Source organism: Desulfobacula toluolica Tol2 (assembly GCF_000307105.1).
In the GTDB taxonomy this organism is placed as follows: Bacteria; Desulfobacterota; Desulfobacteria; order Desulfobacterales; family Desulfobacteraceae; genus Desulfobacula; species Desulfobacula toluolica.
Window position 1 is genome coordinate 904,075 of the sequence record NC_018645.1, and the last position, 22,354, is coordinate 926,428.

General features: G+C 41.0%; 28 protein-coding genes and 2 pseudogenes. 15 read left to right on the plus strand and 15 right to left on the minus strand.

From position 1 onward, the window contains the following. Positions 1-30: 30 nt before the first annotated feature. Positions 31-342: a ribosome assembly RNA-binding protein YhbY gene (yhbY, locus tag TOL2_RS04160; protein WP_332370618.1), complete on the plus strand. Its 312-nt coding sequence runs from the start codon at positions 31-33 to the stop codon at positions 340-342. 56 nt (positions 343-398) lie between these two features. Next, entirely contained in the window at positions 399-1,469 is a 1,071-nt protein-coding gene (gene ychF, locus TOL2_RS04165; protein WP_014956287.1) for a redox-regulated ATPase YchF, read from the plus strand. A gap of 31 nt (positions 1,470-1,500) precedes the next feature. On the opposite strand, the gene TOL2_RS04170 is transcribed toward ychF, so the two are convergent. Further along, positions 1,501-2,421 (minus strand): SPOR domain-containing protein, encoded by a 921-nt coding sequence (locus TOL2_RS04170; protein ID WP_014956288.1) that lies wholly within the window; start codon positions 2,419-2,421, stop codon positions 1,501-1,503. Between the two features lie 140 nt (positions 2,422-2,561). Between TOL2_RS04170 and TOL2_RS04175 the strand changes: the two genes are divergently transcribed. Further along, positions 2,562-4,517, plus strand: coding sequence for a FecR domain-containing protein (locus TOL2_RS04175; protein WP_014956289.1), 1,956 nt, complete (start codon positions 2,562-2,564; stop codon positions 4,515-4,517). A 47-nt stretch (positions 4,518-4,564) separates the two neighbouring features. Here the strand turns inward: TOL2_RS04175 and TOL2_RS04180 are convergent, their stop codons facing one another. Beyond that, positions 4,565-6,787, minus strand: a complete 2,223-nt coding sequence (locus tag TOL2_RS04180; RefSeq protein ID WP_014956290.1) for a CHASE2 domain-containing protein — start codon at positions 6,785-6,787, stop codon at positions 4,565-4,567. A 206-nt stretch (positions 6,788-6,993) separates the two neighbouring features. Between TOL2_RS04180 and TOL2_RS04185 the strand changes: the two genes are divergently transcribed. From TOL2_RS04185 to TOL2_RS04220, 8 genes are all read left to right on the plus strand, one after another. Beyond that, a complete protein-coding gene (locus TOL2_RS04185) occupies positions 6,994-7,725 on the plus strand; it encodes a tyrosine-protein phosphatase (RefSeq protein WP_014956291.1) in 732 nt (243 codons plus the stop codon). 41 nt (positions 7,726-7,766) lie between these two features. Continuing rightward, complete coding sequence (locus TOL2_RS25185) at positions 7,767-8,726, plus strand: hypothetical protein (protein ID WP_014956292.1); 960 nt, start codon at positions 7,767-7,769, stop codon at positions 8,724-8,726. Positions 8,727-8,770: 44 nt separating this feature from the next. Then, positions 8,771-10,006 carry an outer membrane beta-barrel protein gene (locus TOL2_RS04195; RefSeq protein WP_232508058.1) on the plus strand — a complete coding sequence of 412 codons (1,236 nt, stop codon included), beginning with the start codon at positions 8,771-8,773 and terminating at the stop codon, positions 10,004-10,006. A 97-nt stretch (positions 10,007-10,103) separates the two neighbouring features. Continuing rightward, complete coding sequence (locus TOL2_RS04200; RefSeq protein WP_014956294.1) at positions 10,104-11,018, plus strand: SLBB domain-containing protein; 915 nt, start codon at positions 10,104-10,106, stop codon at positions 11,016-11,018. Between the two features lie 17 nt (positions 11,019-11,035). Then, on the plus strand, positions 11,036-12,532 hold the full coding sequence (locus TOL2_RS04205) for a GumC family protein (protein WP_014956295.1): 1,497 nt from the start codon (positions 11,036-11,038) through the stop codon (positions 12,530-12,532). Next, positions 12,532-13,755 carry a polysaccharide biosynthesis tyrosine autokinase gene (locus tag TOL2_RS04210; protein ID WP_014956296.1) on the plus strand — a complete coding sequence of 408 codons (1,224 nt, stop codon included), beginning with the start codon at positions 12,532-12,534 and terminating at the stop codon, positions 13,753-13,755. Before TOL2_RS04205 ends, TOL2_RS04210 begins: the two co-directional genes overlap by 1 nt. A gap of 98 nt (positions 13,756-13,853) precedes the next feature. Further along, the gene (locus TOL2_RS04215) at positions 13,854-14,816 is read left to right on the plus strand and encodes a glycosyltransferase family 4 protein (RefSeq protein ID WP_148278046.1); all 963 of its coding nucleotides are present in this window, start codon (positions 13,854-13,856) and stop codon (positions 14,814-14,816) included. Next, complete coding sequence (locus TOL2_RS04220; protein WP_148278047.1) at positions 14,813-15,154, plus strand: hypothetical protein; 342 nt, start codon at positions 14,813-14,815, stop codon at positions 15,152-15,154. Before TOL2_RS04215 ends, TOL2_RS04220 begins: the two co-directional genes overlap by 4 nt. 14 nt (positions 15,155-15,168) lie before the next feature. Here TOL2_RS04220 and TOL2_RS04225 read toward each other — a convergent pair whose 3' ends face one another. The 8 genes from TOL2_RS04225 to TOL2_RS25930 all read right to left on the minus strand — a co-directional run bounded on the left by TOL2_RS04225 (position 15,169) and on the right by TOL2_RS25930 (position 18,795). After that, on the minus strand, positions 15,169-16,152 hold the full coding sequence (locus TOL2_RS04225) for a HipA domain-containing protein (RefSeq protein WP_014956298.1): 984 nt from the start codon (positions 16,150-16,152) through the stop codon (positions 15,169-15,171). Then, positions 16,152-16,472 carry a HipA N-terminal domain-containing protein gene (locus TOL2_RS04230; protein ID WP_014956299.1) on the minus strand — a complete coding sequence of 107 codons (321 nt, stop codon included), beginning with the start codon at positions 16,470-16,472 and terminating at the stop codon, positions 16,152-16,154. Before TOL2_RS04230 ends, TOL2_RS04225 begins: the two co-directional genes overlap by 1 nt. Beyond that, a complete protein-coding gene (locus TOL2_RS04235) occupies positions 16,460-16,744 on the minus strand; it encodes a helix-turn-helix domain-containing protein (RefSeq protein WP_014956300.1) in 285 nt (94 codons plus the stop codon). The genes TOL2_RS04230 and TOL2_RS04235 overlap by 13 nt, the downstream gene beginning before the upstream one ends. 280 nt (positions 16,745-17,024) lie before the next feature. Further along, on the minus strand, positions 17,025-17,309 hold the full coding sequence (locus TOL2_RS04240; RefSeq protein ID WP_014956301.1) for a type II toxin-antitoxin system RelE family toxin: 285 nt from the start codon (positions 17,307-17,309) through the stop codon (positions 17,025-17,027). After that, positions 17,306-17,575: a type II toxin-antitoxin system Phd/YefM family antitoxin gene (locus TOL2_RS04245; protein WP_014956302.1), complete on the minus strand. Its 270-nt coding sequence runs from the start codon at positions 17,573-17,575 to the stop codon at positions 17,306-17,308. Before TOL2_RS04245 ends, TOL2_RS04240 begins: the two co-directional genes overlap by 4 nt. A 257-nt stretch (positions 17,576-17,832) precedes the next feature. Next, entirely contained in the window at positions 17,833-18,147 is a 315-nt protein-coding gene (locus tag TOL2_RS04250; protein WP_193787654.1) for a hypothetical protein, read from the minus strand. A gap of 100 nt (positions 18,148-18,247) precedes the next feature. After that, entirely contained in the window at positions 18,248-18,565 is a 318-nt protein-coding gene (locus TOL2_RS04255) for a nucleotidyltransferase domain-containing protein (RefSeq protein WP_014956304.1), read from the minus strand. Next, positions 18,541-18,795: a HEPN domain-containing protein gene (locus tag TOL2_RS25930; protein ID WP_408605411.1), complete on the minus strand. Its 255-nt coding sequence runs from the start codon at positions 18,793-18,795 to the stop codon at positions 18,541-18,543. The genes TOL2_RS04255 and TOL2_RS25930 overlap by 25 nt, the downstream gene beginning before the upstream one ends. Between TOL2_RS25930 and TOL2_RS04265 the strand changes: the two are divergent. From TOL2_RS04265 to TOL2_RS25935, 3 genes and pseudogenes are all read left to right on the plus strand, one after another. Continuing rightward, positions 18,759-19,190 (plus strand): annotated as a pseudogene (locus TOL2_RS04265) (Rpn family recombination-promoting nuclease/putative transposase). The gene TOL2_RS25930 and the pseudogene TOL2_RS04265 overlap by 37 nt on opposite strands. Positions 19,191-19,276: 86 nt before the next feature. Then, positions 19,277-19,501: a hypothetical protein gene (locus TOL2_RS04270; protein WP_014956306.1), complete on the plus strand. Its 225-nt coding sequence runs from the start codon at positions 19,277-19,279 to the stop codon at positions 19,499-19,501. 51 nt (positions 19,502-19,552) lie between these two features. Further along, a pseudogene (locus tag TOL2_RS25935) lies at positions 19,553-19,684 on the plus strand (transposase); the annotation flags it as partial. A gap of 142 nt (positions 19,685-19,826) precedes the next feature. Here TOL2_RS25935 and TOL2_RS04280 read toward each other — a convergent pair. The 5 genes from TOL2_RS04280 to TOL2_RS04300 all read right to left on the minus strand — a co-directional run bounded on the left by TOL2_RS04280 (position 19,827) and on the right by TOL2_RS04300 (position 21,644). After that, positions 19,827-20,174 (minus strand): type II toxin-antitoxin system PemK/MazF family toxin, encoded by a 348-nt coding sequence (locus tag TOL2_RS04280; protein ID WP_041279249.1) that lies wholly within the window; start codon positions 20,172-20,174, stop codon positions 19,827-19,829. Continuing rightward, positions 20,164-20,403, minus strand: a complete 240-nt coding sequence (locus TOL2_RS04285; RefSeq protein ID WP_041279250.1) for an AbrB/MazE/SpoVT family DNA-binding domain-containing protein — start codon at positions 20,401-20,403, stop codon at positions 20,164-20,166. Before TOL2_RS04285 ends, TOL2_RS04280 begins: the two co-directional genes overlap by 11 nt. Before the next feature lie 392 nt (positions 20,404-20,795). Beyond that, positions 20,796-21,059: a Txe/YoeB family addiction module toxin gene (locus TOL2_RS04290; RefSeq protein ID WP_014956308.1), complete on the minus strand. Its 264-nt coding sequence runs from the start codon at positions 21,057-21,059 to the stop codon at positions 20,796-20,798. Beyond that, complete coding sequence (locus TOL2_RS04295; protein ID WP_014956309.1) at positions 21,056-21,307, minus strand: type II toxin-antitoxin system Phd/YefM family antitoxin; 252 nt, start codon at positions 21,305-21,307, stop codon at positions 21,056-21,058. The genes TOL2_RS04290 and TOL2_RS04295 overlap by 4 nt, the downstream gene beginning before the upstream one ends. Positions 21,308-21,434: 127 nt before the next feature. Then, positions 21,435-21,644, minus strand: a complete 210-nt coding sequence (locus tag TOL2_RS04300; protein ID WP_014956310.1) for a type II toxin-antitoxin system HicB family antitoxin — start codon at positions 21,642-21,644, stop codon at positions 21,435-21,437. 439 nt (positions 21,645-22,083) lie between these two features. Between TOL2_RS04300 and TOL2_RS25940 the strand changes: the two genes are divergently transcribed. Then, on the plus strand, positions 22,084-22,341 hold the full coding sequence (locus tag TOL2_RS25940; RefSeq protein ID WP_198408354.1) for a type II toxin-antitoxin system RelE/ParE family toxin: 258 nt from the start codon (positions 22,084-22,086) through the stop codon (positions 22,339-22,341). Positions 22,342-22,354: the final 13 nt, after the last annotated feature.

Here is a 22,354-nt window from a genome sequence, read left to right on the forward strand (position 1 = left end):
AACTGTTTACAAAACAAACATATGAAGGATATGAATTTGGAAGAATTAAAAGGATCACAGAAAAAATATTTACGGGGGCTTGCTCACAATCTGAACCCATCTGCATTTATCGGTCAAAAAGGCATTACCCAAACACTTATCGCAGAGATTGATAAGGCACTTGAAGCAACAGAACTTATCAAAGTGAAATTTAATGATTTCAAAGAAAAGGATCAGAAAAATTCTTTGATAAATGAGATTTCAAAAGCCACTCAATCCCATATTGCAGGTATGATAGGTCATGTGGCCATTTTATACCGGCAGAATAAAGATGTGGAAAAACAGCAGATCAGGCTGCCGTAAACTGCCCTATGAATGTGAAGTAAAATTTAAATTTAAAAAAGGATACCGCTTAACCCATGAAGGTTGGAATTATCGGCCTGCCCCAGACAGGCAAAAAAACACTGTTTCATATTTTAACGGGAAATGAGATTAAAGAACCGTCAAAGGCATTTAAACCAGTGCCCGGTGCTGCAGATATTCTTGATTCAAGATTCAATCACCTGGTGGATATGTACGATCCTAAGAAAAATGTCAGGGCCAGGATTGATCTTGTGCTGCTTCCAAAAATGGAAGCTGAAACCATCTCAAAGGGAGAAATTTTCAGGGATATCGCTGACATGGATGCCATCTGCCATGTGGTACGTGCCTTTGAAGATGATGCTATCTACCATGCCCAAGGCTCTGTGGATGCTGTAAGAGATTTTGAAACGGTCAATTCCGAGCTTATCATGCATGACCAGATATTTGTTGAAAAACGAATTGAACGCCTTGAGGCAATGGTTAAAAAGATAAAGGATGAAGATCAGCAAAAAGAACTTGTACTCATGAACAAGTTAAAGGATTTTCTTGAAGAGGAAAAACCGTTAAGGCTGATTGAATTAACGGAAGATGAAGAAAAGATGATCAGAAGTTATCCGTTTATCACACGCAAAAAACTGGTTATTGCCGTTAATGTATCTGAAGATGATCTTGAAAACGAGCAGCTGTTGTCTGCTTTTGCTCCAAGCTGTGAAGCCAAGCAGATAGAAGTAATGCTGGTCTCTGCAAAGGTCGAGGCTGAGATTGCCGGTCTGGATACTCAGGAAGAAAAAGATGAGTTTCTTCAAGATCTTGGTATCAAAGTGACCGCACTTGAAAGTCTTACAAAACTCTGTCTTAAATCTTTGAACCTGATTTCCTTTTTTACCGTTGGAAAGGATGAAGTCCGGCAGTGGCTGGTCAGGAACGGCTCAAGAGCCCCCAGAGCTGCAGGGGTTATCCATTCCGATCTTGAACGTGGTTTTATCCGTGCCGAAGTATTTAAATACAATGATCTTATGGATGCCAGCAGTGAAGCGGAACTCAAGAAAGGTGGCAAAATTTATGTTGAAGGCAAAGACTATGTTGTTGAAGATGGTGATATTTTAAATATCAGGTTTTCTGTCTGACTTTTTTTACTGATTAGAAAATCAGGTTGTTTTACCAGACACCAAAGGGGCGTATTATTGATTTTATTCCCAGCTTTTTTTTTAATGAAACCTTGGCCTTTTTAGCTTCATTTTGATTGTGATATCTGCCTGATCTTACCAGATACCAGGTTCTGTTCCTGGCGTCTTTCAGTACCAGTATTCGTGAATCAAATTTGTTATTTTGCAATCTTGTTTTCATTTTATCTGCATTGATCTGGTTGAGAAAAGCGCCTGCCTGAAGGGCATATTCCGGGTCAAGAGTTTTATTGCCCTCAGATTTGTCATTTTTTTGATCAAGATTTTCCTGTTCATTGATTTTTTGTCTGATCTGAGTTAAATTTTCTGTTGCATACCTGTTTTCCGGGTCTTGCCGGATAGCTTCTTCATAGGTTTCAATCGCCCTGATATTATCTCCTGCTTGAGCAAGCAGGTCTGCTTTGCAGCAGATGGCCCAGTAATAATCAGGCTTGAGATTGAGTGTTTTTGACAGATCATCAAGGGCTTCCCCATTTCTGTTAAGTTCAGCAAGGCACAAGGCCCGGTTAAAATAAGCCACATGATTTTCAGGTGCCGTTTTGATTTCAATATCATAGTTTTCAATGGCTTTTTCATACTCTTTTTTATAATACCAGGCCACTCCAAGATTACTGTAAAGGCCCTTCAGTTCAGGGGCTAATTTTTTTGCTGTTTCAAAATCCTTAATGGCAAGATCAAATTTTTCCTGTTTCATGTAAGACACCCCGCGGTTCTTATATGCATCTGCATTGTTCGGAGCCAGGTCAATCAGTTTTGAAAATTCATCAACTGCCTGTAGATACTGATCTTGTTTGAAAAAAAAAATACCGTTATTTAAGATTTCTTTTTCAGTTTCCGCACAAATTAATGTGTGGAAAGATAAGGCCAGTAAAATAAGAAAAACCTCTTTTTTCAAAAATATACTCCTTTTTTATTTTTATTTCGTGATTTTTATATTATATGAATCAACGTTCTATATTCAATAAAAAAAATCAAAAGGGGTTTTGTTGGATAGTTAGACTGCTATTCAATTGTATTAAATACTTAGGAGGAAAGATGAATATTTTACAAAAAAAATGGACAAGCTTTATTTTTGTCTGTTTCTTTTTTTTTGCCTTGTGGGGAGATGCATTTGCTGCTCTCCAGGAGATTGCAAGACTTAAAGAATTTTCCGGGGAAGTCATGATTAAAAATGCAGGGACGTGGAGCCAGCCGGAAAAAGACCTGCAGCTTTATTCTGGTGCCAAAATAGTTACTAAACAAGGCACAGCCATGGTGCTGTTTAATGATGGTGCCACCATGCATGTGGATGTTTTTTCAAGCATCCGCGCTATGGACCAGATGAAAAAATTCACTTCTGTGTCCGACGAACCTGTCAGACTTCGCAGCATCCGTATCATGATGGGCAGAACCAAATATGAAGAGCAGCCGGCCAAAGGGCGTAAAACCCAGATCGAACTGCCTACGGCTGTTGCGGCCCTTCGTGGAACCGGGGGCTGGTTTGGCACGGATGAAACAGGTGAATCTCTGGGTAAACTCTATGAAGGTGCTATGGATACATTTGGCGAGTTTAAAGAAATTGTTCCCAAAATCATGAATCTTGCCCGGGCAGTAAATTCCCCAACATGGCAGGCATCCATGACGTCTTCCCGTGCATCAGACAATGAGGCCTTAAATATCCAGGAAATTCAGGTTGAATTAAATACGTTTATAGCTAATACCGATCCTGCCATAAAAGCGTCTGTTCAACAAACCCTTTCCCAGATTGCAGCTGTTTTGACCGGTCTTGAAACCAAACAGGAAAAACTGCAACAGGCACAACAAGTCAAACAGAACTCGGAAAATCAGATTAAAAATGCAACGGATGATACACCCCAAGAGGTCATAGAAGCCAATACGCTGTCAGCTCAGGCAGTCGATACTTATGCCGCTGCCACCAAAGAATCTATTAATGCCGATATTGTTTTGATTTTAGAAACCCTGAAAGGGGATACAGATGGTATGGCCACGGCCAGGCAGGCAAAGGCACAAAATGACAGGGCCTTGGTTGTTGCGGGAAAAGCCACTCAAACTGCCGGTAAGGCGGCTGATCTGGCCAGTACGGCAACAAATGAAATCCAGAGAAGTACAGCTCTTGCTGTTGCCAAATCAGCTGCCAATACACTTGAGGCTGCTGCGAGTACGATAAAAACCTCGAATGCAAGTGTCTGGCTTATGGCAAGGGATGATGAAGCCGGTAAAGATAAAACTGAAAATTTGAGCAGTATGGATAGTCAAAGCTTTGCAACAGCAGAAAAAACAGTTCTGATGGCTGACAAGGCAATTGAGGCGGCAAAAACAGCTTCAACCGAACAGGATGCAGTCCTGGCACAAACCTTGGCTACCTCAGTTGAGCAATCATCAAAAGCCACTCAGAATGCTCTTCAAGTCAGTACCCTGGCTGCTCAGGCCGTCACAGAGCAAAATTCGGAAAAAGCAACCAGCTTAACCCAAATAGCAGAATCGGCAGCCCAATCTGTTGAAGCCGTTTCTGCTGCTGTGGATGCTATTGACCAAGCCTTTGAAAATAAAGATATCGACAGTGTGAAAGCGTCTGGTGATATTTTGAATAAAGCTGTTCAAAATACACAGGAAAAGACTCAGGCTACTATTGATTCAGAGACAGCGGACGAAGAAGCCGAAGATGAAGAAGCCGAAGATGAAGAGGCTGTAGATGAAGAGGCCGTAGATGAAGAGGCCGTAGATGAAGAAGCTGTAGATGAAGAAGCTGTAGATAATACGCCCACGGATAGTACGACTGCCGAACCAGAGTCGATTGAATCAGAAGATTCAGTTAGTCAGACGGAAGCTGATAATATCAGCCCTGTAGAGACACAGGTTTCCAATCAAACCGAGTCAACTTTGCCGGAGCCGGAAACTAATCCTGAAACGTTTGTTCCTGAAACAGTTGTTCCTGAAATTTTTATTCCGGAAACGTTTGTTGATGATGCCGAACCGGCAAGTCCTATATAATCAAGATGATCAGTATAGTACCCCGATGGTGTAATAATATTGGGGTGCTATTTTTGACTGAAGTTCCAGGTGCCGTCCCAATCTGCGGGCAATGTTTTTTTTTCAAGGGTGATGCATCGCTGTATAAACATTTGGGACGGCTTATCTTCCGGCTTGATGGCAAGGGTGTCCTCAAAACAGCGGATGGCTTTTCGAAAGGATCTGTCCCGGTAACAGGCGATTCCTTGTTCAAAGGAATCCACAAAGGCATAGGCCCCGTTTGTAAAATAATCCTTTCCCAGGAGTTCATAGATCCGGACCGGTTCTTCCTTGCCTTTGACACGGACAATATCCAGTTCCCGGCAGGTAAACTCAGAATCAAGATGGTTCCGGGTATATTCTGAAATAAGCATTTTAACCCCATATACCTTGCTGAGCCCTTCCAGTCGGGAGGCCAGATTGACATGATCCCCGATAACCGAATAATCAAACCGCCGGACAGACCCGAGGTTGCCGACAACCATTGGTCCTGTGTTAATCCCGATGCCGATCCAGAGGGACGGCAGGCCTTTGTGTACCCATTCCTTTCGTTTGTCATGAAGACGTTCAAACATCAGGATAGCGGTTCGGCAGGCATCTGAAGCATTGCCGGCATTATAAACAGGTGCCCCGAAAAATGCCATGATGGCATCCCCCATATATTTGTCCAGGGTGCCTCCCTGGTCCAGAATTACATCGGTCAATTCTCCCAGGTAAAGATTGAGCAGGTGAGTCAGGTCTGTGGGAGAAAGGCTTTCGGAAAGAGATGTAAAGTTACGAATGTCTGCCAGCATCACCGTGAGTTCTTTTTCCTCCCCTCCAAGTTTGAGTTGCCCGGGGTCCCTGACCAGAATATCAATGACATCCGGACTCAGATACTGGGAAAAAGATTTTTTAATCCACCGGTGCTGTCTGTTTTCGATTATAAAATTATAGACAAGGAGTACCAGTGTGGAAAAAAATCCGGCTCCAATTGGTAAGACAGCCGGCCATATCAATTGATGAACATTAAAAATGTATTGGGTAACCGCAGCATAGCCTGTAAGAAAAAAAATCCCAACCAGTACATAAACCAGGGGAGAAAACAAGACCATCAATCCCAATGGCAGTAACGCCATGCCAAAGATAGTAAAAAAAATAATTGGAATTTTATTTTTCGGCATCTTCAACACCCGGTTTTGAAGGATATTATCCAGAAAAGTGGCCTGAATTAATACGCCTGGAATTTCGCTGGATAAAGGGGTGGGCCAGATATCTCCCAGGCCTGTGGCCATACCGCCGATAATCACTATTTTATCTTTCAATTCAGCAGACGGAATTCTTCCCTCAATAATATCTGCAATTGAAAACCGGGCAAAGGAATTTTCAAGCCCGTAAAAATCCAGATGTACGGCTCCGGAAGCGTCAAACTCAATTTTATGATCTGCAATTTTTAAACTCCCGTTGGCATCCCAAATGGGATCTGCATCCAGAAAATGACCGGCAGCAGTCACTGCCAATGGCATATAGGGGGCATCCTGCTTTAAAATGGTTGATGTTACGTTGCGGATAACACCGTCCAGGTCCGGAAAAATATTGACATATCCTATGGCTGCAGCGCTGTTTGTAAGGGTCTTGATGGGCAACAGCATCTGTTCAGTCCGAAAAGAACGTATCCCATTTCGGTTCTTGTTTTCCAGATCAACCGGATCAAATTGATACAAGGCCTTTGCTGTGCCGGCAGATAAATTTTTTTTGCCTTTCCCTGGTTCAAAGGCCATTCCCAAAATTACATTGCCGCTCCAGGTCACCGCTTGAGCCATCAGGCTGTCATTATTGGATTCTTCCATGATCTGGGTCATTTCATCTAAAAAAATCCGGGTGCGAAAATCATCATTCAGCAGGTTAAGTTCTGTAAATGATTTTGCAAGGGATTCAATTGCCGGTGCAACCCGGTTTTCTTCAGGTTCAGGAAAAAGAAGATCAAAAACAATGGTTTTCGTCCCACACTCCTTGAGGCGTGCCAGCAGATGTGCAAATACAGACCGGGGCCAGGGCCATCTACCATAGGTTTGGATTCCCTTTGATTCAATTCCTGCAATAACAACATTTCCAGATGGTTTTCGTCCCCCACGGATTTTAAATCGCATATCCACACTTTTCAGTTGCAACTCTTCAAGAATCGGCATGGGAATATCAAATACAGCCGGAATAAAAAAAATAACTGCAATGAAAACGCATAATACAATATGAATGAAGGTAATTTGTTTCATTTTTCTTCCTATATTATAATTTTTTTTCGATTCATATAAAAAAATATCCACAAACGTCATAAAAAGTAAAATAGATTTGTGCCGTTTAAATTTTAAAAAAACGATTTAATGATTTGTGAGAAAAAAATAACTAGATAAAATGATTGATTTTTATCAAAAGATATGATCTAAGAGTTAAAATATATATCAAGATCAGGTGAAATTAAATGATTGATACCCATTCACATATCCTTGCCGCCATCGACGATGGAGCAAGGGATTTGACAGAATCTATTTTGTTTATAAAGCAAGCGGTTGATCAGGGTGTGGAAATAATTTTTGCCACTCCCCACAGTTTTGATGGTGTGTTTAACTGTACTATAGAAATGATTTTACAGGCTTGTTCAGACTTGATGGAATTGCTTGAAAAAAAAGGAATTTCAATTCAAGTGCTGCCTGGATCAGAAGTCCGGGTTAATCATAATCTTGTCATGGAATATGATAAAGGAAATCTTTTAACCCTTGGTGATGGGGGCAAGTATCTTTTGATTGAGTTGCCGACCCTGTTTATTACCAAGGCGGTTTCGTTGATGATCCGGCAGTTAAAGGACAGAGGAATTGTTCCCATTATTGCCCACGCGGAAAGAAACCCCATGATTATGGAAAAGCCTGAAATCACAGCAGAGCTTGTCTATAGTGGTGCTGCCATACAGATTACCGCAGGCAGCCTGAAAGGGGAGTTCGGAAAACCAGCCATGAGGACGGCCAAGGTATTGTTATCCATGGATCAGGTTTTCTGTATGGGTTCGGATATTCATCCGGGTCGAAAATACCGTATGGCAGATGCAAAAAAATCTTTGATCAAGCTGGTGGGTAGTACCAATGCTGAATTGATTACAAGAGAAAATCCATTTGCCATTCTGGAAAGTGTAGGGTCTTTATCAAAAGTTTGTATATAAAAAGCAGATTGGGTTTTTATTTATTCTTAAAAGGAGAAAAAATGAAAAAGATGAAAAATTTTCAATTGGTTGCTTTGCTGTTAATGGTAATGGCATTGTCCTGCATATTCACGGGCCAGGCTACCGCATTGACATCAGAACAGCAGGCGGAGATAGAAGCTGCAGTAGCAACCGGGGATGAGGAAATCATCAAGGCAGTAATAAAAGCTGTTATTCATGCTGCTGTAACCGCAGATGAGGATCCAGGCGATGCAGTAAGGCAGGCAACAGCAACAGCAGTCTCAGCGGCAGTGGCCGGGGGTAAGGATGTAGCAGCAGTTACCAAGGCGGCCAGCAGTGGCGCAATCTCAGGTGCTGTAGAAGCGGCAGTGGCTGCTGGGGGTCAGAATGTAGAAGCGGTTGCCCAGGCGGCCAGCAATGGCGCAAGCTCAGGTGCTGTAGAAGCGGCAGTGGCTGCTGGGGGTCAGAATGTAGAAGCGGTTGCCCAGGCGGCCAGCAATGGCGCAAGCTCAGGTGCTGTAGAAGCGGCAGTGGCTGCTGGGGGTCAGAATGTAGAAGCGGTTGCCCAGGCGGCCAGCAATGGCGCAAGCTCAGGTGCTGTAGAAGCGGCAGTGGCTGCTGGGGGTCAGAATGTAGAAGCGGTTGCCCAGGCGGCCAGCAATGGCGCAAGCTCAGGTGCTGTAGAAGCGGCAGTGGCTGCTGGGGGTCAGAATGTAGAAGCGGTTGCCCAGGCGGCCAGCAATGGTTCCCGCTCAGGTGCTGTAGAAGCAGCAGTGGCTGCTGGGGGTCAGAATGTAGAAGCTATTGACCAAGCAGCCCAAACCGGATCAAACCAGGGCTCAACTCAGGCCCAGCAGCAGGAAGGAAACCAGGAACCTACACCGGAGCCTACACCGGAGCCTACACCGGAGCCTACACCGGAGCCTACACCGGAGCCTACACCGGAGCCTACACCGGAGCCGCCACCTACTCAGGATAATCAACCAGGCAGTCCTGTTTAATGATAGAATCTAAATTATTTATCAATTGATCTGGAGAATTTGAAATGATATTTAAGTACCGCATGTCTATACTGTTAAGAGTTACCCTTTTGTCGTTCCTGGTTTCTCTGTTTTTCGCTACAAGTTCCTTTGCCGATGGGCGAATACTGATTAAACCCCATATTGAAACCGGATGGCAAAGAGATACAAACTTTCACAAGTCCGACACCAATACCAAAACAGTTGATACCTATAATGTAAAACCAGGTATCGAATTGGGATACACTACGGGAAAAAGCCTGGTTTCCCTGGACTATTGGTTTAATGTGCTGGAATATGATGATCAGGATAATGTCTCTGCCGATCCGTTTAAAGCAGGTGATTTTGATTATATTGAACATATGGCTGATTTTACCGCCCAGACCCAGTTCACAGACCATCTGCTCATTGGGCTTGACAATTTTTTTCAGAAAACAAGTGATCCTGCTAATGCACAAGCAAATTCCAATGCCACTGATCGGTTTAAATACATCATGAACCGTTTTACACCGCGTTTGCTCTATAATTTCGGCAATAAATTCGGACTGGGCCTGAAATACACCAACCTGATCACGGACTACTCTGATGACGACGTGAATGAGGGTGAGGATTCCGTTGAAAACAGGGGGACTTTTACGTTTTATTACTATTTAAACCAGAAAACCTCCTTTGATCTGGATTACCAGTACTGGAACCGGGATTATGACAACAATGCGTCGTTCAGAACGTCTGATTATGACTCCAACCAGGTCATGCTCAACCTGACCCATCAGTTCAACTATCTCAGCTTTACTGCCGGTGCAGGTTATCATGCCAGGGAGTTTGACACACCACCTCTTAAGTCAGGTGATATTGAACAATTTGTCTGGAAACTGTCTGTTTCAGGACAGAATCCGCCTGATGCCGAGGGAATTCCCAAAAGCAGCATATATCTGTCCCTGGGCAGTAACCTTAATGATTCTGGCTCTGGAGAGACCTATTATAATTCGACCCGTTTTGATGCCCAGGTTACCCATCTGTTCATGGAAAAAATCAACTGCACCCTGGCCGGCTGGTTTCAGAATTCAGATTATGAAACTGAAGATAGGGAAGATGACCGCTGGTTCATGTCTGCAGCAGCAGATTACCTGATCAATGATTTTTTCAGCCTCGGTCTTGAAGGGGGATTTGAAGAAAGGGATTCCAATAAGCCAGGCAAAGATTTTGACAACAAATATATCCAGTTTAATGTCAAGTTTAATTACAACATGGGGGATAAATAACCGTCATAAATTGACATTGTAGATTTTCAAAAATAATGGTACAAATTCATTTTTGTACCATTGTTTTTGGTAAAACCCCTTATTCGTTGGAAAAAATATGTCACGATGTTTAAAAAAATATTTACTGTTATTGTTGTTTCTCCCATTTTTTGTGGTAACCACCTGGTTCAGGCCGGGGTTTTGTGAAATTGCCACAAAAGATGCGGCGTACAGGATAGGAATTGAGGATGTGGTGACGATCTCCATTCGTGCCGGCGGTGAAGAACAGGTGGAAACCCAGATGGTTGTTGGCGGGGACGGTAATGTGAATATCCCGTTTGTCGGCAAAATAAAAGCGGTGGGCCTGACCCTTGAAGAACTTGAAGGTGCCGTTATCCTTCCTCTGGAACGAGATTTTTTTGTCGATCCCCAGGTTCACCTGCAAATGGCGGAATACCACAGCCTTCAGTTTTTTATTTCTGGAGCGGTTAAAAACCCTGGCAAATACGAGCTTGATTTTATTCCCACAGTCATGGATCTTGTGGCCAATGCCGGGGGCGTGCTGCCTGAAAGGGGAAATATTGCCTATATTCTCCGGGGGGGGGGCACAAATGAAATAATAGTGTCTGATATGGAGGAAACTCTTGCCAAAACCGAACCTATCAAGGTGGACCTGATAAAGCTTTTGGACGAAGGTGACATGTCAAAGAATATCCAGCTCGAATCAGGTGATACCATTTATATCCCTTTAGGCACCAAACTGGACCAGGCCGCTACCAAGGTTTATGTCCAGGGCAAGGTTAAAAAACCGGGCGTGTTTGATTATCAGCCGGGCCTGACAGCCCTGGCTGCCTGCATCATGGCTGGTGGGTTTGATAAGTTTTCCGCCCCCAACCGGGCCAAGGTTATCCGAAAAACACCAGATGGTCAGGAAACCATAAAGCTGGATCTTGAAAAAGTCATAGCAGGCGATCTGGCAGACCTGCCTCTTAAACCCGGTGACCGCATACACGTCCCTGAATCTTGGTTATAAAGCATTAAGGAGAAACAATGGAAGAAGCGATTGAAGGGATTCAGGAAAAAGAGATCCATATATCCGATTACATCATGGTGTTACTCAAGCGCAAAGTGCTGATCATTGCGTTTTTTATTATTGTGGTTTTTATCACTATGCTGTTTACCTTTATGGCCACTCCGGTGTACCAGTCAACGGCCAAACTCCTTATTGACAAGGAGACGTCATCCTCCCCCATCACGGGTGAACGGGTTGATTATGAAAGCTATATGTCCCAGTCCATGACATTTAACACCCATTTCAAGCTGATAAAATCCCTGTCTGTCATTAATAAACTCATTGATAGCTTGAAGCTGGATGCGAAAAATGAGACCCTTGAGATCAATCCCATCAAAGAAATTATAAGTCGGTTCAAAGCCAATATAAAAATACTTTTGAAAATGGAAGAATCGGAATTGTCTCTCCATGAGAAGCGCATGGGATTGATCACCACGGTTCAGGATAAAATTGCAATTAACCAGGTCAGGGATACCCGGTTGTTAACCATTGATGTAAAAGATAAAGATCCGGTTCTGGCCGCAAAAATGTCCAATACCCTGGCGGAAAAATATATTGAATTCAACCTGGCCAACAAAATGGAGTCCTCTACCCAGACTCTGGAGTGGCTTAACAATGAACTCTATGCCTTGAGAAAAAAACTGGAAGATGCTGAAAAAGCCTTTTTTGAATACAAACAAAACAACAAAGTCTTTTCTATTACCGGCAAGCAGAAAATGGTTGAACAGAAAATGGCGGAATTCAACAACAAGTATCTGGAAGCCAGGAATAAACGTCTGGAACTGGACGCCAAACTCAATGAACTGAGTACTCATATACAGGGTGCCAGGGGAGTTGCCAATGTCAGATCTTTGGTGGACAATCCCATGATTGACACCATTTACCGGAAAATTGTTGATCTGGAATTGGAATTGACCCGGCTGACCAAAACTTTCAAGGTTAAACACCCCAAAATTGTGCAATTAAAAAGTGAACTTGAAAAAAGCCGCAACCGGCTTTCTGAAGAAATCAAAAAAGAACTGGCCAATCTTAAGTCAGAACGTAAAGTCCTGATTTCCAGGGAAAAAACTCTGGAAAAAACCATCTCCGAGTTTGAGTCCGATGCCTTGGATACCTCCAGCAAGGAACTCAAATACACGATTCTCCAGCGCAGCGTCAACACCAGCCAGAATCTTTACGATCTGATGGTTTCCCGGGTCAAGGAATCCAATATACTCCAGTCCAGTGATGCCTCCAATATCCGGCTGGTGGAAAAAGCAATGGTTCCGCTGGCTCCGGTATCCCCCAATAAAAAAAGAAACCTTCTGCTGAGTATTGTTTTGGGACTTTTCGGCGGTGTGGGGCTGGCCTTTTTTCTTGAGTACCTGGACCAGACCGTCCGGACCGAAGAAGATATTCATACACATTTTAACCTTTCGGTTCTTTCAGTGATTCCTGAAGCCGATAAATCAGAAAATCAGGGAGCCGGAAAGTGATGTTTTCAAAAAGCAAAAAAACTAAAAATCAGACGGACCGGGAAAACCTGCTGGATCATTTTCCTTCAAGTTCCACATTTGCCGAATCATACAGGACACTTCGTACCAATCTTTTTTTTACGGTCATGGAAAAAGACCTTAAATCAGTAGTTGTCACAAGTTCTGTTGAAGGGGAGGGTAAAACAACCACTTCGGTAAATCTGGCTCATGCCATCACCCAGACTAATCAAAAAGTCTTACTCGTGGATTTGGATTTGCGGCGTCCACATTTGAGCAGCCTTTTTTCCATGAAAAAGAAAACCGGCGTAACAGATCTTGTGGCAAATACCTTTGGAATTCATCTGGGCCAGGGCAGCCTGGAAGAGTTTTCTGTTGATGATCTTATCCAGTTGACAAAGCTTCAGAAAAGAACCTGCCGTCTGAGCCTGGAAAATGATGAAAACCAGGTGGGCATCTTTTTTGAAAAAGGTCTGATTGTTGATATTTACTGGAAAAATCGCCCTAAATCGAAAAACCTTGCCAATACCCTGATACGAAACAAACTTTTGACGGAAAAAGAGGCATACCTGGCCCTTGGGCACCAGAAAAAATCGGTCCAGCGCCTGGGAACCATTCTGTATACCATGGGGTTTGTTTCCAAAAAAGATATTTTCAAGACCCTTTCCGTGCAAACCATAGAAGCCATAAGGGTGTTGTCTTCCATGGAAACCGGCCAATTTGAATTTTCCGGCGTATCATCCGAGGCGATCAAACAATCAATCAGCCAGAATATTGATTTTGAAAAGCTCTATACTGAATTTAAAATTAATGATAACCAGGGTCCCTATTTGAAAAAGGCCATTGAATCGGTCATCCAGCCAACTAATACGCCTAATCTTTTTATCCTGCCATCGGGGCCTGTTTCGCCAAATCCCTCAGAGCTGGTGGGGTCGGAAAGAGTAACTTTTTTAATTGATCACCTGAAAAAGCAGTTTGATTTTATTATCATCGATACTCCCCCGGTTATGCCGGCAACAGATGCCCTCATTATAGCCGACAGGGTTGACGGTACAATCCTGGTGATCCGATCCGGTAATACAGACCGAAAAATCATCAAGGAAGTCATAGGTCAGTATGAAACTGCCAGACAACCCATCATAGGTACGGTTCTCAACCGGGTGAATATGAAAAAAGAAGGGTATTACAGGTACTATAAGAAATATTATTCTTCTTATTATAATTAATGAATTATACTAATTTATCCAAACATCTTTTATTTGCAATATTTCTTTTTTTAGTCTCTGCTGCCATCAGTTGGTTGTTGATCAAGCGTGTAAAGGTTATGGATATTCCCAACGGGCGTTCTTCACACAAAACGTCAACACCTACAATCGGGGGCGTGGCCATTGTTTTTACCTTTTTTTTCAGCATGCTGCTCATCTATTTTGTTGAAGATAAACCCATGATTACGGAACGATATTTTCTTGGGTTTACATTTTCAAGCCTGCTTATTGCCGGTATGTCTCTTTATGATGACCTTAAACAGAAAGCATTTTATATAAGGCTGCTCACACACGTTGTGGCGGTAATTATTGTGATGTCTTTTGGTATTATCATTCATGAAGTCAACTTCGGCTATAATCTTTTGTTTGTCAACAACAACTCACTGGGTATGATAGGTTATTTTATTACCTTTTGGTGGATTATGGGTATGATCAATGCTTATAATTTCATGGACGGTCTGAACGGTATGGCCGGAGGGAACGCCATTATTGCAACAGTTTTTTTCTGCATCATATCGTTTAGCCAGGGCAGTAATTTTACCTATATTGTTTCCTATACCCTTGGTGCCGGAGTTCTTGGCTTTTTAGTGTTTAACTTTCCAAAGGGAAAGCTGTTCATGGGCGATGTGGGCAGCACCTTTCTCGGATTCACTTTTGCCGTCCTTTCCATCATTGCTTCCCTGTATGACAGTGCCCACACATCCCTGCTGGTGATTCCGCTGCTGTTTTTTCATTTTATTTATGACACTTTTTTTACTTTTCTGCGACGTCTGTTCAAAGGAGAAAATGTTTTTCAGGCTCATCGAACCCATTTGTACCAGCTGTTTAACCGCATGGGGTACAAACATGTTACCGTGACCGGTTTTTATTGTGCAGTAGCCTTCATTCAAGGTATAGGTGCAATAGGTATGGTTACCATTCCAGGTCTTGCAAGACTGCTTGTATTTATTCCCTACTTGATTTTTCAGATTATTTACTCCATAATTGTTATTTTATATGCGAGAAAAAAAGGTCTATTATGAACAATTCATCCCCTAATATTATTTTTGGACTCGCAGAGCATCCAAGACCTCGAAATTCAGGTTATTTTTATTACAAACCCTCGACTATGTTCGCTGACTTTCAGATAAAAACTCTGGCAATTCTGGATCTGTTTATTACTGATGAAAAATATTTAACCGATATTATCAAAAAAGGCATTAACCGTTTGCTGGAAGAAAAAAAGTATAAAGATAACATGGAATACTATTTGACAAACTATGAAACGGAAAATATGAAACCCTTTGTTATTGATATACTCCGGCAGGTGATTGACAGCAGACTTAAAAATATCAATAAGTCAAGCCTGCCCCCAATATGATGACCCAAATATATTTAAAACCCAAGTGTCTTTATCCTTTCCGAGACCATTAAACCGGCTTTTTTCTTCATATCAGCGGGCATAAGGCTGCAATGGATTAAATCAATCAACAGGGGTTCTTTTTTTCTTATATTATTGATCAATGTTGTGACAGGCTTTTCTCGCAGCCCCAGTCTATCCCCTAACACTTTGAAATCATGCCCGGTATAAAATCCATATTTTTCATAAGCTTTGGAAAAAATACCGTGTTTCTCATCTTCAAGCAGATCCAGAGCCAGGAAATCAGACCCGGAAACAGTGTTAAAGGCATTGGTGAAAAGACAGTCATAATTGGGTGTCATACCGTCATAATACAGCCCGGTATTTTCAGGCAATTTCTGTAAACTTATATTTTTTAAGTGCATGTCGTCATTGCCGATAATGTAGGCATGAACGACACGACTCAAAAAATCAAAGACAACCGATGCTTTGCCATTTGTCATGGCATTGATGAGTTTGCCGGATTTTTCATAACTGTATGCATATTTGTCCTCACTTCTCATTTCAAAGCCTTGAACAAGGTCTTCCTGATGGATTTTATTCTCACCTTTGAGGTCAAATCGTTTCGTTATATAGGCAAGTTCTCCGTCAGAAAAAGAGACCAAACCACAATCTGCGGTTTTAATTCCAAGTATCCGGCTTGTCAACATGGCGCAATGCTCGTTTTCAGAAGCGTGCGGAAAGGTTTCAGGGCTGGGTTTGAGAATATACTCTCCTTCGGTGGACGTTATTTCAAATTCATTATCTGAGCTGATTTTAAGAGAAAGTTTTTGTTGTACACCAGATATGGACATGCCTTTGGATTTGATCGGACTTTGCCTGAAAAAGTCTTTTCGTGTAAATGAAAGAACAGGATTAACCTTAAGGCTTTGAAATAATTTTCTGAATTCATAATCTAAATAATGGGGATATTTTGAATGTGTTTTGATCGGTTTAAGACTGATTCTGCAATGATTCATTATCGCTTCTCACTCTTTAATATGGTAACAGCTCCCGCCATATCTTTTCCATTCTCCAGAATCAACCCGAATTTATCGTTCTCGTCAATTTTTTGAGTTTTGCTTTGTATATTTTTCAACCATCCTTCGGACGTCAGATTGTCAAAAAATGGAAACAACCGATTACTCCTGAAAGGTTTCTCCTGCAATGGAAGATTAAAACTCAAGGGAGTTCCGGTGGCAAGATATGACAGATCATAGGCAAAACTGTATCCGGTTTCAGTCTGTTTCAAAATTCCCGCAAACTTTTTGTTAAAATAAACCTTGCCTATCCTATCCATAGATTCAGTCCCAAAGTGTTTACAATCTTTATCACAATATCCAGACGGACAGAGACACTACCTGTTTCAATTTTATTTAATGTGCTGTATGACACCCCGCTTAAATCGCATAGCGCCTGTCTGCTCAACCCTTGAGTTTTTCTCGCCGCCCTGACAATATCCCCTATTTTATCAATGCCGACGGCATCCTTTAATTTTTCGGATTTATGAAGTCTGCCGACAAGGCTGTTGTACTGTTCACGAATGATTTCCAGGTACTCATCAATACTCATAAAAATATTGCCGTTTAAATGTCATATGTTTTATCACAACTAATTATATGTAATAATTTAATAAAAATTAAATTATTACATATAAAATATCATATTTATATGCAATTGCACAACATTGATTCTTTTTTATATCAAATTGTTTGTGAAAAATATATTTATAATCGATAATTGAATCCGTCACAATCCGGTTGATCAGATCAAGTCTCTTCCGTCAACATTAAATAAGCCAACAAGCCAAGCCTGACCCCGCCCATGACCCCGCCCAGGTCTGTTTCGTCTTTTAAAGTCGATCGGAGGCGGACCGATATATTTCCTTATCACGTCTTGGCCCTACTGCCAAAACAAACACAATCACTTTTTTTTGAAACACCTGATAAACAAGCCTGAAATCACCAATTCTCAGTTTTTGAAAATCTTTGAGATTATGTGACAGTGGTACTCCGAATTTTTCCGGTTCACAGGTAAGCTTTTTATTGATTGTATGAATAATCCTTTTTGCAGCGGAAGGCCCCACACTTTTGAGGTCATCGTCCACATCTTTATGGTAAATGATTTCCCACTTCATTTTGCATACTTATTCATCATTTCTTCATGGGAGATGCTCTCCCCGGGATCAAAATTTTGAATCCGTGACAGTGCAAGGGCTGTCAGCCGAAGATCTTCTATCTCTTCTTCCATTGCCTCATAACATTCAACTGACATAAGGATTGCCTTAGGAGCATTATTTTTAAGGATAATCAACTTATCCATATCCCCGGTTTCAATAGAATTAAGGGTGGCAGCCGTATTTTTTGCAAGCTTTGTTGAAGACAGATAATTTTTTATTCGCATAATAACACCTTTTTTGTAATTATAATTATGCTGATAATAACACTCAACAATACATTCGTCAACCTGGGGTTGCCCGACACCTGCGACCAGTTCAGATTAAACTCGAACCGGAAGACCTGCGATCAGGTATCGGCCAATAAATAAGCCAAGCCTGATAATCATATAAAAGGCAACATCCTTTTTATTTTACCAAAATGAGAGTAGATCCCCCCTGCGACTTATTGTTAAATCAGACTATGCCATAGAAATTCCGGATTTCAATTCAGCAATGCCATAATCTCTGAATCATCCCTTGCGGTTTTGATGGCATCTTTGATTTTTACAAGTAGACTGATGTCATTAATATCCATAATTCGAGACATGACCGAATACATTTTGTCTGGAAATTTAAGAGTCATACCCAATTCTATTGCCTGCCTCAAACCTTCAATTTCACCTTTAATTTCCCCTTCCATCCGAAGTTTATCTGCAAGTGTCATGATATATTCTCCTTCTCTTCTGGAAAGTGCCTGTTCGACAATTTCCTTCAATGCTTCCGTGGACACCTCATTAACTGCACTGGATAGATACAAAAATATGGTTTCCAGATACTGCTTGACAAAAAAACAAACTTTTTTGTAATGGCGGGGTTTATTCTCTTGACAAGGACCTTTTAATGGGTGACCCCAATTATTAAGCAACCCTGATTCCGGTTTTGAGAATTCTCTCCACAAATGGATTGTCAGTATTAAAATCTACAGGGTTATATGGTATTGGCTCAAGATCACAACTGACACTTAACTTAATACGCCTGATCTTGTCCCTGTCGCTAAAACGTTCACCTGCAAAGGCTGTTGACACTATCGCCAAATCAATATCGCTCCAGTCGTTAAAAGTTCCCTGAGCGTAACTACCAAACAAAATTGCCCGTTCCACCTTAATATCATTATCAGCCAGTTCAGTTATAAACCGGCTGATAATTCTTTTTATTCTATCTGGGATTTCAGCCATATCATCATCTCGTTAATTTTTTGATAATAGTTTGCACTAAATTTTTTAGTACACTTTTTATAAAACTCATTTTTGTACTGAGGATATCTTACTTCCAGATTGAAATCATTAACTTCATCCAGCAAAATTTCTTGTTCCTCAGTAAGATTAAGGTTACTGTGGCGTGCCAATTTTATAAGATTATGGGTTTTTGGTGGAACATAAAAGTTATGTTCCGACACGTCCGGCATTTCAGTTGTTGCGGTATATGGTTGAACAATGGTATGAGCTTGAAAAATAGGGAACATTGGGCAAAAAATTATCCCCGATATTGCCCATCCTGATTTACCATGGAGAAAAAGGCTGGACACCGGGGTTGCATTTTCAGGATATTGTCAATATACCCCATGATGATATGAAGCCGTATATACCGGATTTTCAATATTTTTTAAGTGATGCCGCTGCTGAAGATGAAGACAGGTATAACACGTCTGTGGTTATCAAATGCTGGTTTATTGTGGTTAAATATTTAAAAGCTCCTGCAATGCGGGAGAAACTGTTTGAGGTGATAAAACTGCTCCACGCCAATTTTATCAAACAGGTCTGGAGCAGGAGACAGCTGTTGAATATGTTGAAATTTTCATAAAATATCTGGCAAACACAGATAATAAAATCACAAAGGCAGACGCTTCCAGAGCAATTGAAACAATTTTTCCGGAGAGAGGTGCTGATATGGTTAAAGGATGGGCAAAAGAATATGTTGAAGAAGGCATGCTTGCCGATGCAAGGGAAATGGTTTTAAAAGCCCTTGATACAAAGTTCAGCAATAATGTCCCTGAAGACATACAAAAAAAAATAACAGCCTTGAATAACAGGATATTGCTGAAAGATCTGCTTGGTTATGTCATAAAAAGCAAAGATATAGATGGATTCAGATTTAAGCCGGGACATCCTTAAAATAAGGTCCTTCCGAAAGTCGGAAAGGTAAAAATTGCTCATCCTGCTTGCTTGAGAAAATCTGAAAAAAAACTTGTCAAACTTCAACGCAAACTTTCCAAAAAGAAAAAGGGAAGTGTAAACCGTGGAAAAATGAGGTTGAAGGTTGCCCGGCTGCATGAAAAGATTGCCAACCAGAGAAAAGACTTCCTCGATAAACTGAGCTACAGATTGACCACAAACCACGGTGACATTGGCTTGAGAACCTCAACGTCAAAGGCATGGTCAAGAATCACTGATGGCAGATCCCTGTTAAAATAGTGTGTAATTTCATCTGCCAATTCTCCTATTCTGTCTCAAGATTCATTAATTCTTTAAGATTTTTTTTTACAATCTCTTGATCTTTGGCGGCAAGACCACCAATCTTTTTTACAATAAGGCGACTATCCAGTGTAAATAACTTCATGCGAACCTTAGAGGGTGCAGGAAGGCCGGCTTTTTTGATACTGCCTATCTTCACGTCAAGCGGCCAATCAGGATTTTTAGCACTGGTTACCATGGCCATAACGCAATTTTGAGTTTCATCATTAAATCGAGCATGGTCTGACAACACTAAAGCCGGCCGCCTCTTATCCGTATCTTGGTCAGTAAATGGAAAAGGAACCACCACAACGTCAAAAATTTTATAAGCCACGATATGCCTCTTCATCGTTTTTAGAAGACCACTCAGAAAGTGTACCCTCAAGAGCTTTCGCAAATTCAAAATCAATTGGTGTTGCTTTGCGTATAATAACCTTTTTGTTTTCATTGACTTCAAATGCCACAGAATCGCCGGGGTGCAGCCCCAATAATTTTCTGATCTGTCTCGGTATAGTGGCTTGACTCTTAGTTGTCAGTTTGCTTGTATTGATTGCGAGTTCCATTTTGTTACCTTTCTTAATTAATATTATGGATGTATTGTATTACAGTGTTACTGTAATATCAAGCAAGGATATCATATTCTTTAACTAAAAAAAGAATACGATGTCCCTTGGCCTCATTTTTGAGCTACGTCGGAAAATGATCAAGTTAAGGATGGAGAAAGGTAATAACCCAAGAGCAACTTGGCAAAATTATGGGAACCAAAAAGAGCAATATATCAAGATTAGAATGTGGTGAAAATATATATCCTATCCCACATTTAAAACAATTTCAAAATATGCGTCTGCTTTGGGCTACAGGGTCGATATCGAATTCAAGCCGATTTAACATAGAGTAGGGATGGTGTCAGCACCTAATATCCAATAAGCCAAGCCTGAACCCATTTACATTTATGTCAGTCATAATGTGTCCACATCCTAAGCACATGAACTATTCGTGCTTTTTTGTCTACATCATAGATCAGTCTATGTTTAATATTGATCCGCCTGGAATAAAACCCGTTCAGGTTTCCAACCAGTTTTTCATAATCAGGTGGAATATGGAAAAGATTTGTGGATAATAAATGAAGTAGTTTTTCGGTTTGAGATTTTAATCCGGCAGAATTGAGTTTTTTTGAATCTTTTACAGCTTTTTTTGATAGGATAACTTTCCAGCTCACCAGTCAAGATCCTCAAGACACGTGCCCTCATCTAAAGGTTCTTTTGCCGCATCCTTGATACTTTCAACCAGACCTGGAAATTGATTAAGATACAATGTTTCTTCAATAGCTTTCCAATCCTTTTCCCCAATCACTACAAAATTTTCACCATTGCGGCGTTTTATTTTCAAAATATCATGATTTAAAATCGACATATCTACATAGTGTTTGAGTCTTTTTCGAAATTCGTTTGCGGTTGTTTCAGTCATGGTCTTTCTTTCATTAGTTTATATTTTTATGATATAAACAGTACGGTATATAGGTACCGTTGTCAATGATAAATTTCTATCAATAAACCAACAAGCCAAGCCTGACCCCATTCATGACCCCACCGACCTATGCAAACAATAACCGCCCTTTTGCGCGCGGGATTTCACGGCCCAATTCTTTTGCAATTTCAATCCATTCATTGATAATGATTTCAGCATTTGAAACAGCTTCCTGGTATGTTTTACCATCAGCCATGCATCCAGGTAATTCCGGGATTTCAGCAATAAAAGAATTGTCTTCATCGCTCCAATAAATAATTATCTCATATTTATTCATTGTCTACTCCCAAATCTAATTTGTATTTTAATATTATTTTTCGAATTTGTTTCACCTGATAGGGTTTGGATTTCGAACCTATCGGTTGTAAATTCAGTATTTCCTCAACATCATTTTTTGTAAAAATATGATGATCCCCCCGTATTCATTCATCAAATCCAAATAATTTCAATAAATTACACAATCCATAAAATTGAATGTCAGCATCTGAAGTACCAAGAAGGATTTTAATCAAAAGTTTATCATATTTTCCCATAATACTCTCCCTGCCTTCAGCAAATGTTATGGATATATGATAGCCCTGATATTGCGCTTTATCAAGTCAATTGAAATGATGAAATAAAAAACCTGACCCTATCATTTTGTTAATGTGAGCCTAATTGCGAAGTTGACAATATATGACAACTTGTGATAAGTATGATCCATAAAAAATCTTCAGGTGCCGAGATTTAAAAAGTACGTTAAAAAGCTTCCAAGACACCTCCAGCAGGTCATATTAGATGCGGTAGAAGAGATTCTCTCAGATACAGAAATCGGTGAACTTAAGAAAGGTGATTTGAATGGCTTCAGGGTACACAAATTTACCATGGGGCATCAATTGATTTTGTTGGCTTATAAGCTTGAGGGCAAATCCATTATATTTTACCAGGCAGGGCCACATGAGAATTTTTATAAAAATTTAAAAAAATATCTATAAGAAACAGGGGGGA

Excerpts from the sequence above, each read along its gene's own strand:
- TOL2_RS04300 (WP_014956310.1), bottom strand. The coding sequence starts at position 21,644 with ATGAATAAATATGAGATAATTATTTATTGGAGCGATGAAGACAATTCT.
- TOL2_RS04285 (WP_041279250.1), bottom strand. The coding sequence starts at position 20,403 with ATGGAACTCGCAATCAATACAAGCAAACTGACAACTAAGAGTCAAGCC.
- TOL2_RS04255 (WP_014956304.1), bottom strand. The coding sequence starts at position 18,565 with ATGGCTGAAATCCCAGATAGAATAAAAAGAATTATCAGCCGGTTTATA.
- TOL2_RS25185 (WP_014956292.1), top strand. The coding sequence starts at position 7,767 with ATGAAAAAGATGAAAAATTTTCAATTGGTTGCTTTGCTGTTAATGGTA.
- yhbY (WP_332370618.1), top strand. The coding sequence starts at position 31 with ATGAATTTGGAAGAATTAAAAGGATCACAGAAAAAATATTTACGGGGG.
- TOL2_RS04245 (WP_014956302.1), bottom strand. The coding sequence starts at position 17,575 with ATGCGAATAAAAAATTATCTGTCTTCAACAAAGCTTGCAAAAAATACG.
- TOL2_RS04210 (WP_014956296.1), top strand. The coding sequence starts at position 12,532 with ATGTTTTCAAAAAGCAAAAAAACTAAAAATCAGACGGACCGGGAAAAC.
- TOL2_RS04235 (WP_014956300.1), bottom strand. The coding sequence starts at position 16,744 with ATGAGTATTGATGAGTACCTGGAAATCATTCGTGAACAGTACAACAGC.
- TOL2_RS04185 (WP_014956291.1), top strand. The coding sequence starts at position 6,994 with ATGATTGATACCCATTCACATATCCTTGCCGCCATCGACGATGGAGCA.
- TOL2_RS04220 (WP_148278047.1), top strand. The coding sequence starts at position 14,813 with ATGAACAATTCATCCCCTAATATTATTTTTGGACTCGCAGAGCATCCA.
- TOL2_RS04240 (WP_014956301.1), bottom strand. The coding sequence starts at position 17,309 with ATGAAGTGGGAAATCATTTACCATAAAGATGTGGACGATGACCTCAAA.
- TOL2_RS04180 (WP_014956290.1), bottom strand. The coding sequence starts at position 6,787 with ATGAAACAAATTACCTTCATTCATATTGTATTATGCGTTTTCATTGCA.
- TOL2_RS04215 (WP_148278046.1), top strand. The coding sequence starts at position 13,854 with ATGGATATTCCCAACGGGCGTTCTTCACACAAAACGTCAACACCTACA.
- TOL2_RS25930 (WP_408605411.1), bottom strand. The coding sequence starts at position 18,795 with ATGCCGGACGTGTCGGAACATAACTTTTATGTTCCACCAAAAACCCAT.
- ychF (WP_014956287.1), top strand. The coding sequence starts at position 399 with ATGAAGGTTGGAATTATCGGCCTGCCCCAGACAGGCAAAAAAACACTG.
- TOL2_RS04200 (WP_014956294.1), top strand. The coding sequence starts at position 10,104 with ATGTCACGATGTTTAAAAAAATATTTACTGTTATTGTTGTTTCTCCCA.
- TOL2_RS04230 (WP_014956299.1), bottom strand. The coding sequence starts at position 16,472 with ATGGATAGGATAGGCAAGGTTTATTTTAACAAAAAGTTTGCGGGAATT.
- TOL2_RS04225 (WP_014956298.1), bottom strand. The coding sequence starts at position 16,152 with ATGAATCATTGCAGAATCAGTCTTAAACCGATCAAAACACATTCAAAA.
- TOL2_RS04205 (WP_014956295.1), top strand. The coding sequence starts at position 11,036 with ATGGAAGAAGCGATTGAAGGGATTCAGGAAAAAGAGATCCATATATCC.
- TOL2_RS04270 (WP_014956306.1), top strand. The coding sequence starts at position 19,277 with ATGGTTAAAGGATGGGCAAAAGAATATGTTGAAGAAGGCATGCTTGCC.
- TOL2_RS04175 (WP_014956289.1), top strand. The coding sequence starts at position 2,562 with ATGAATATTTTACAAAAAAAATGGACAAGCTTTATTTTTGTCTGTTTC.
- TOL2_RS04295 (WP_014956309.1), bottom strand. The coding sequence starts at position 21,307 with ATGACTGAAACAACCGCAAACGAATTTCGAAAAAGACTCAAACACTAT.
- TOL2_RS04195 (WP_232508058.1), top strand. The coding sequence starts at position 8,771 with ATGATATTTAAGTACCGCATGTCTATACTGTTAAGAGTTACCCTTTTG.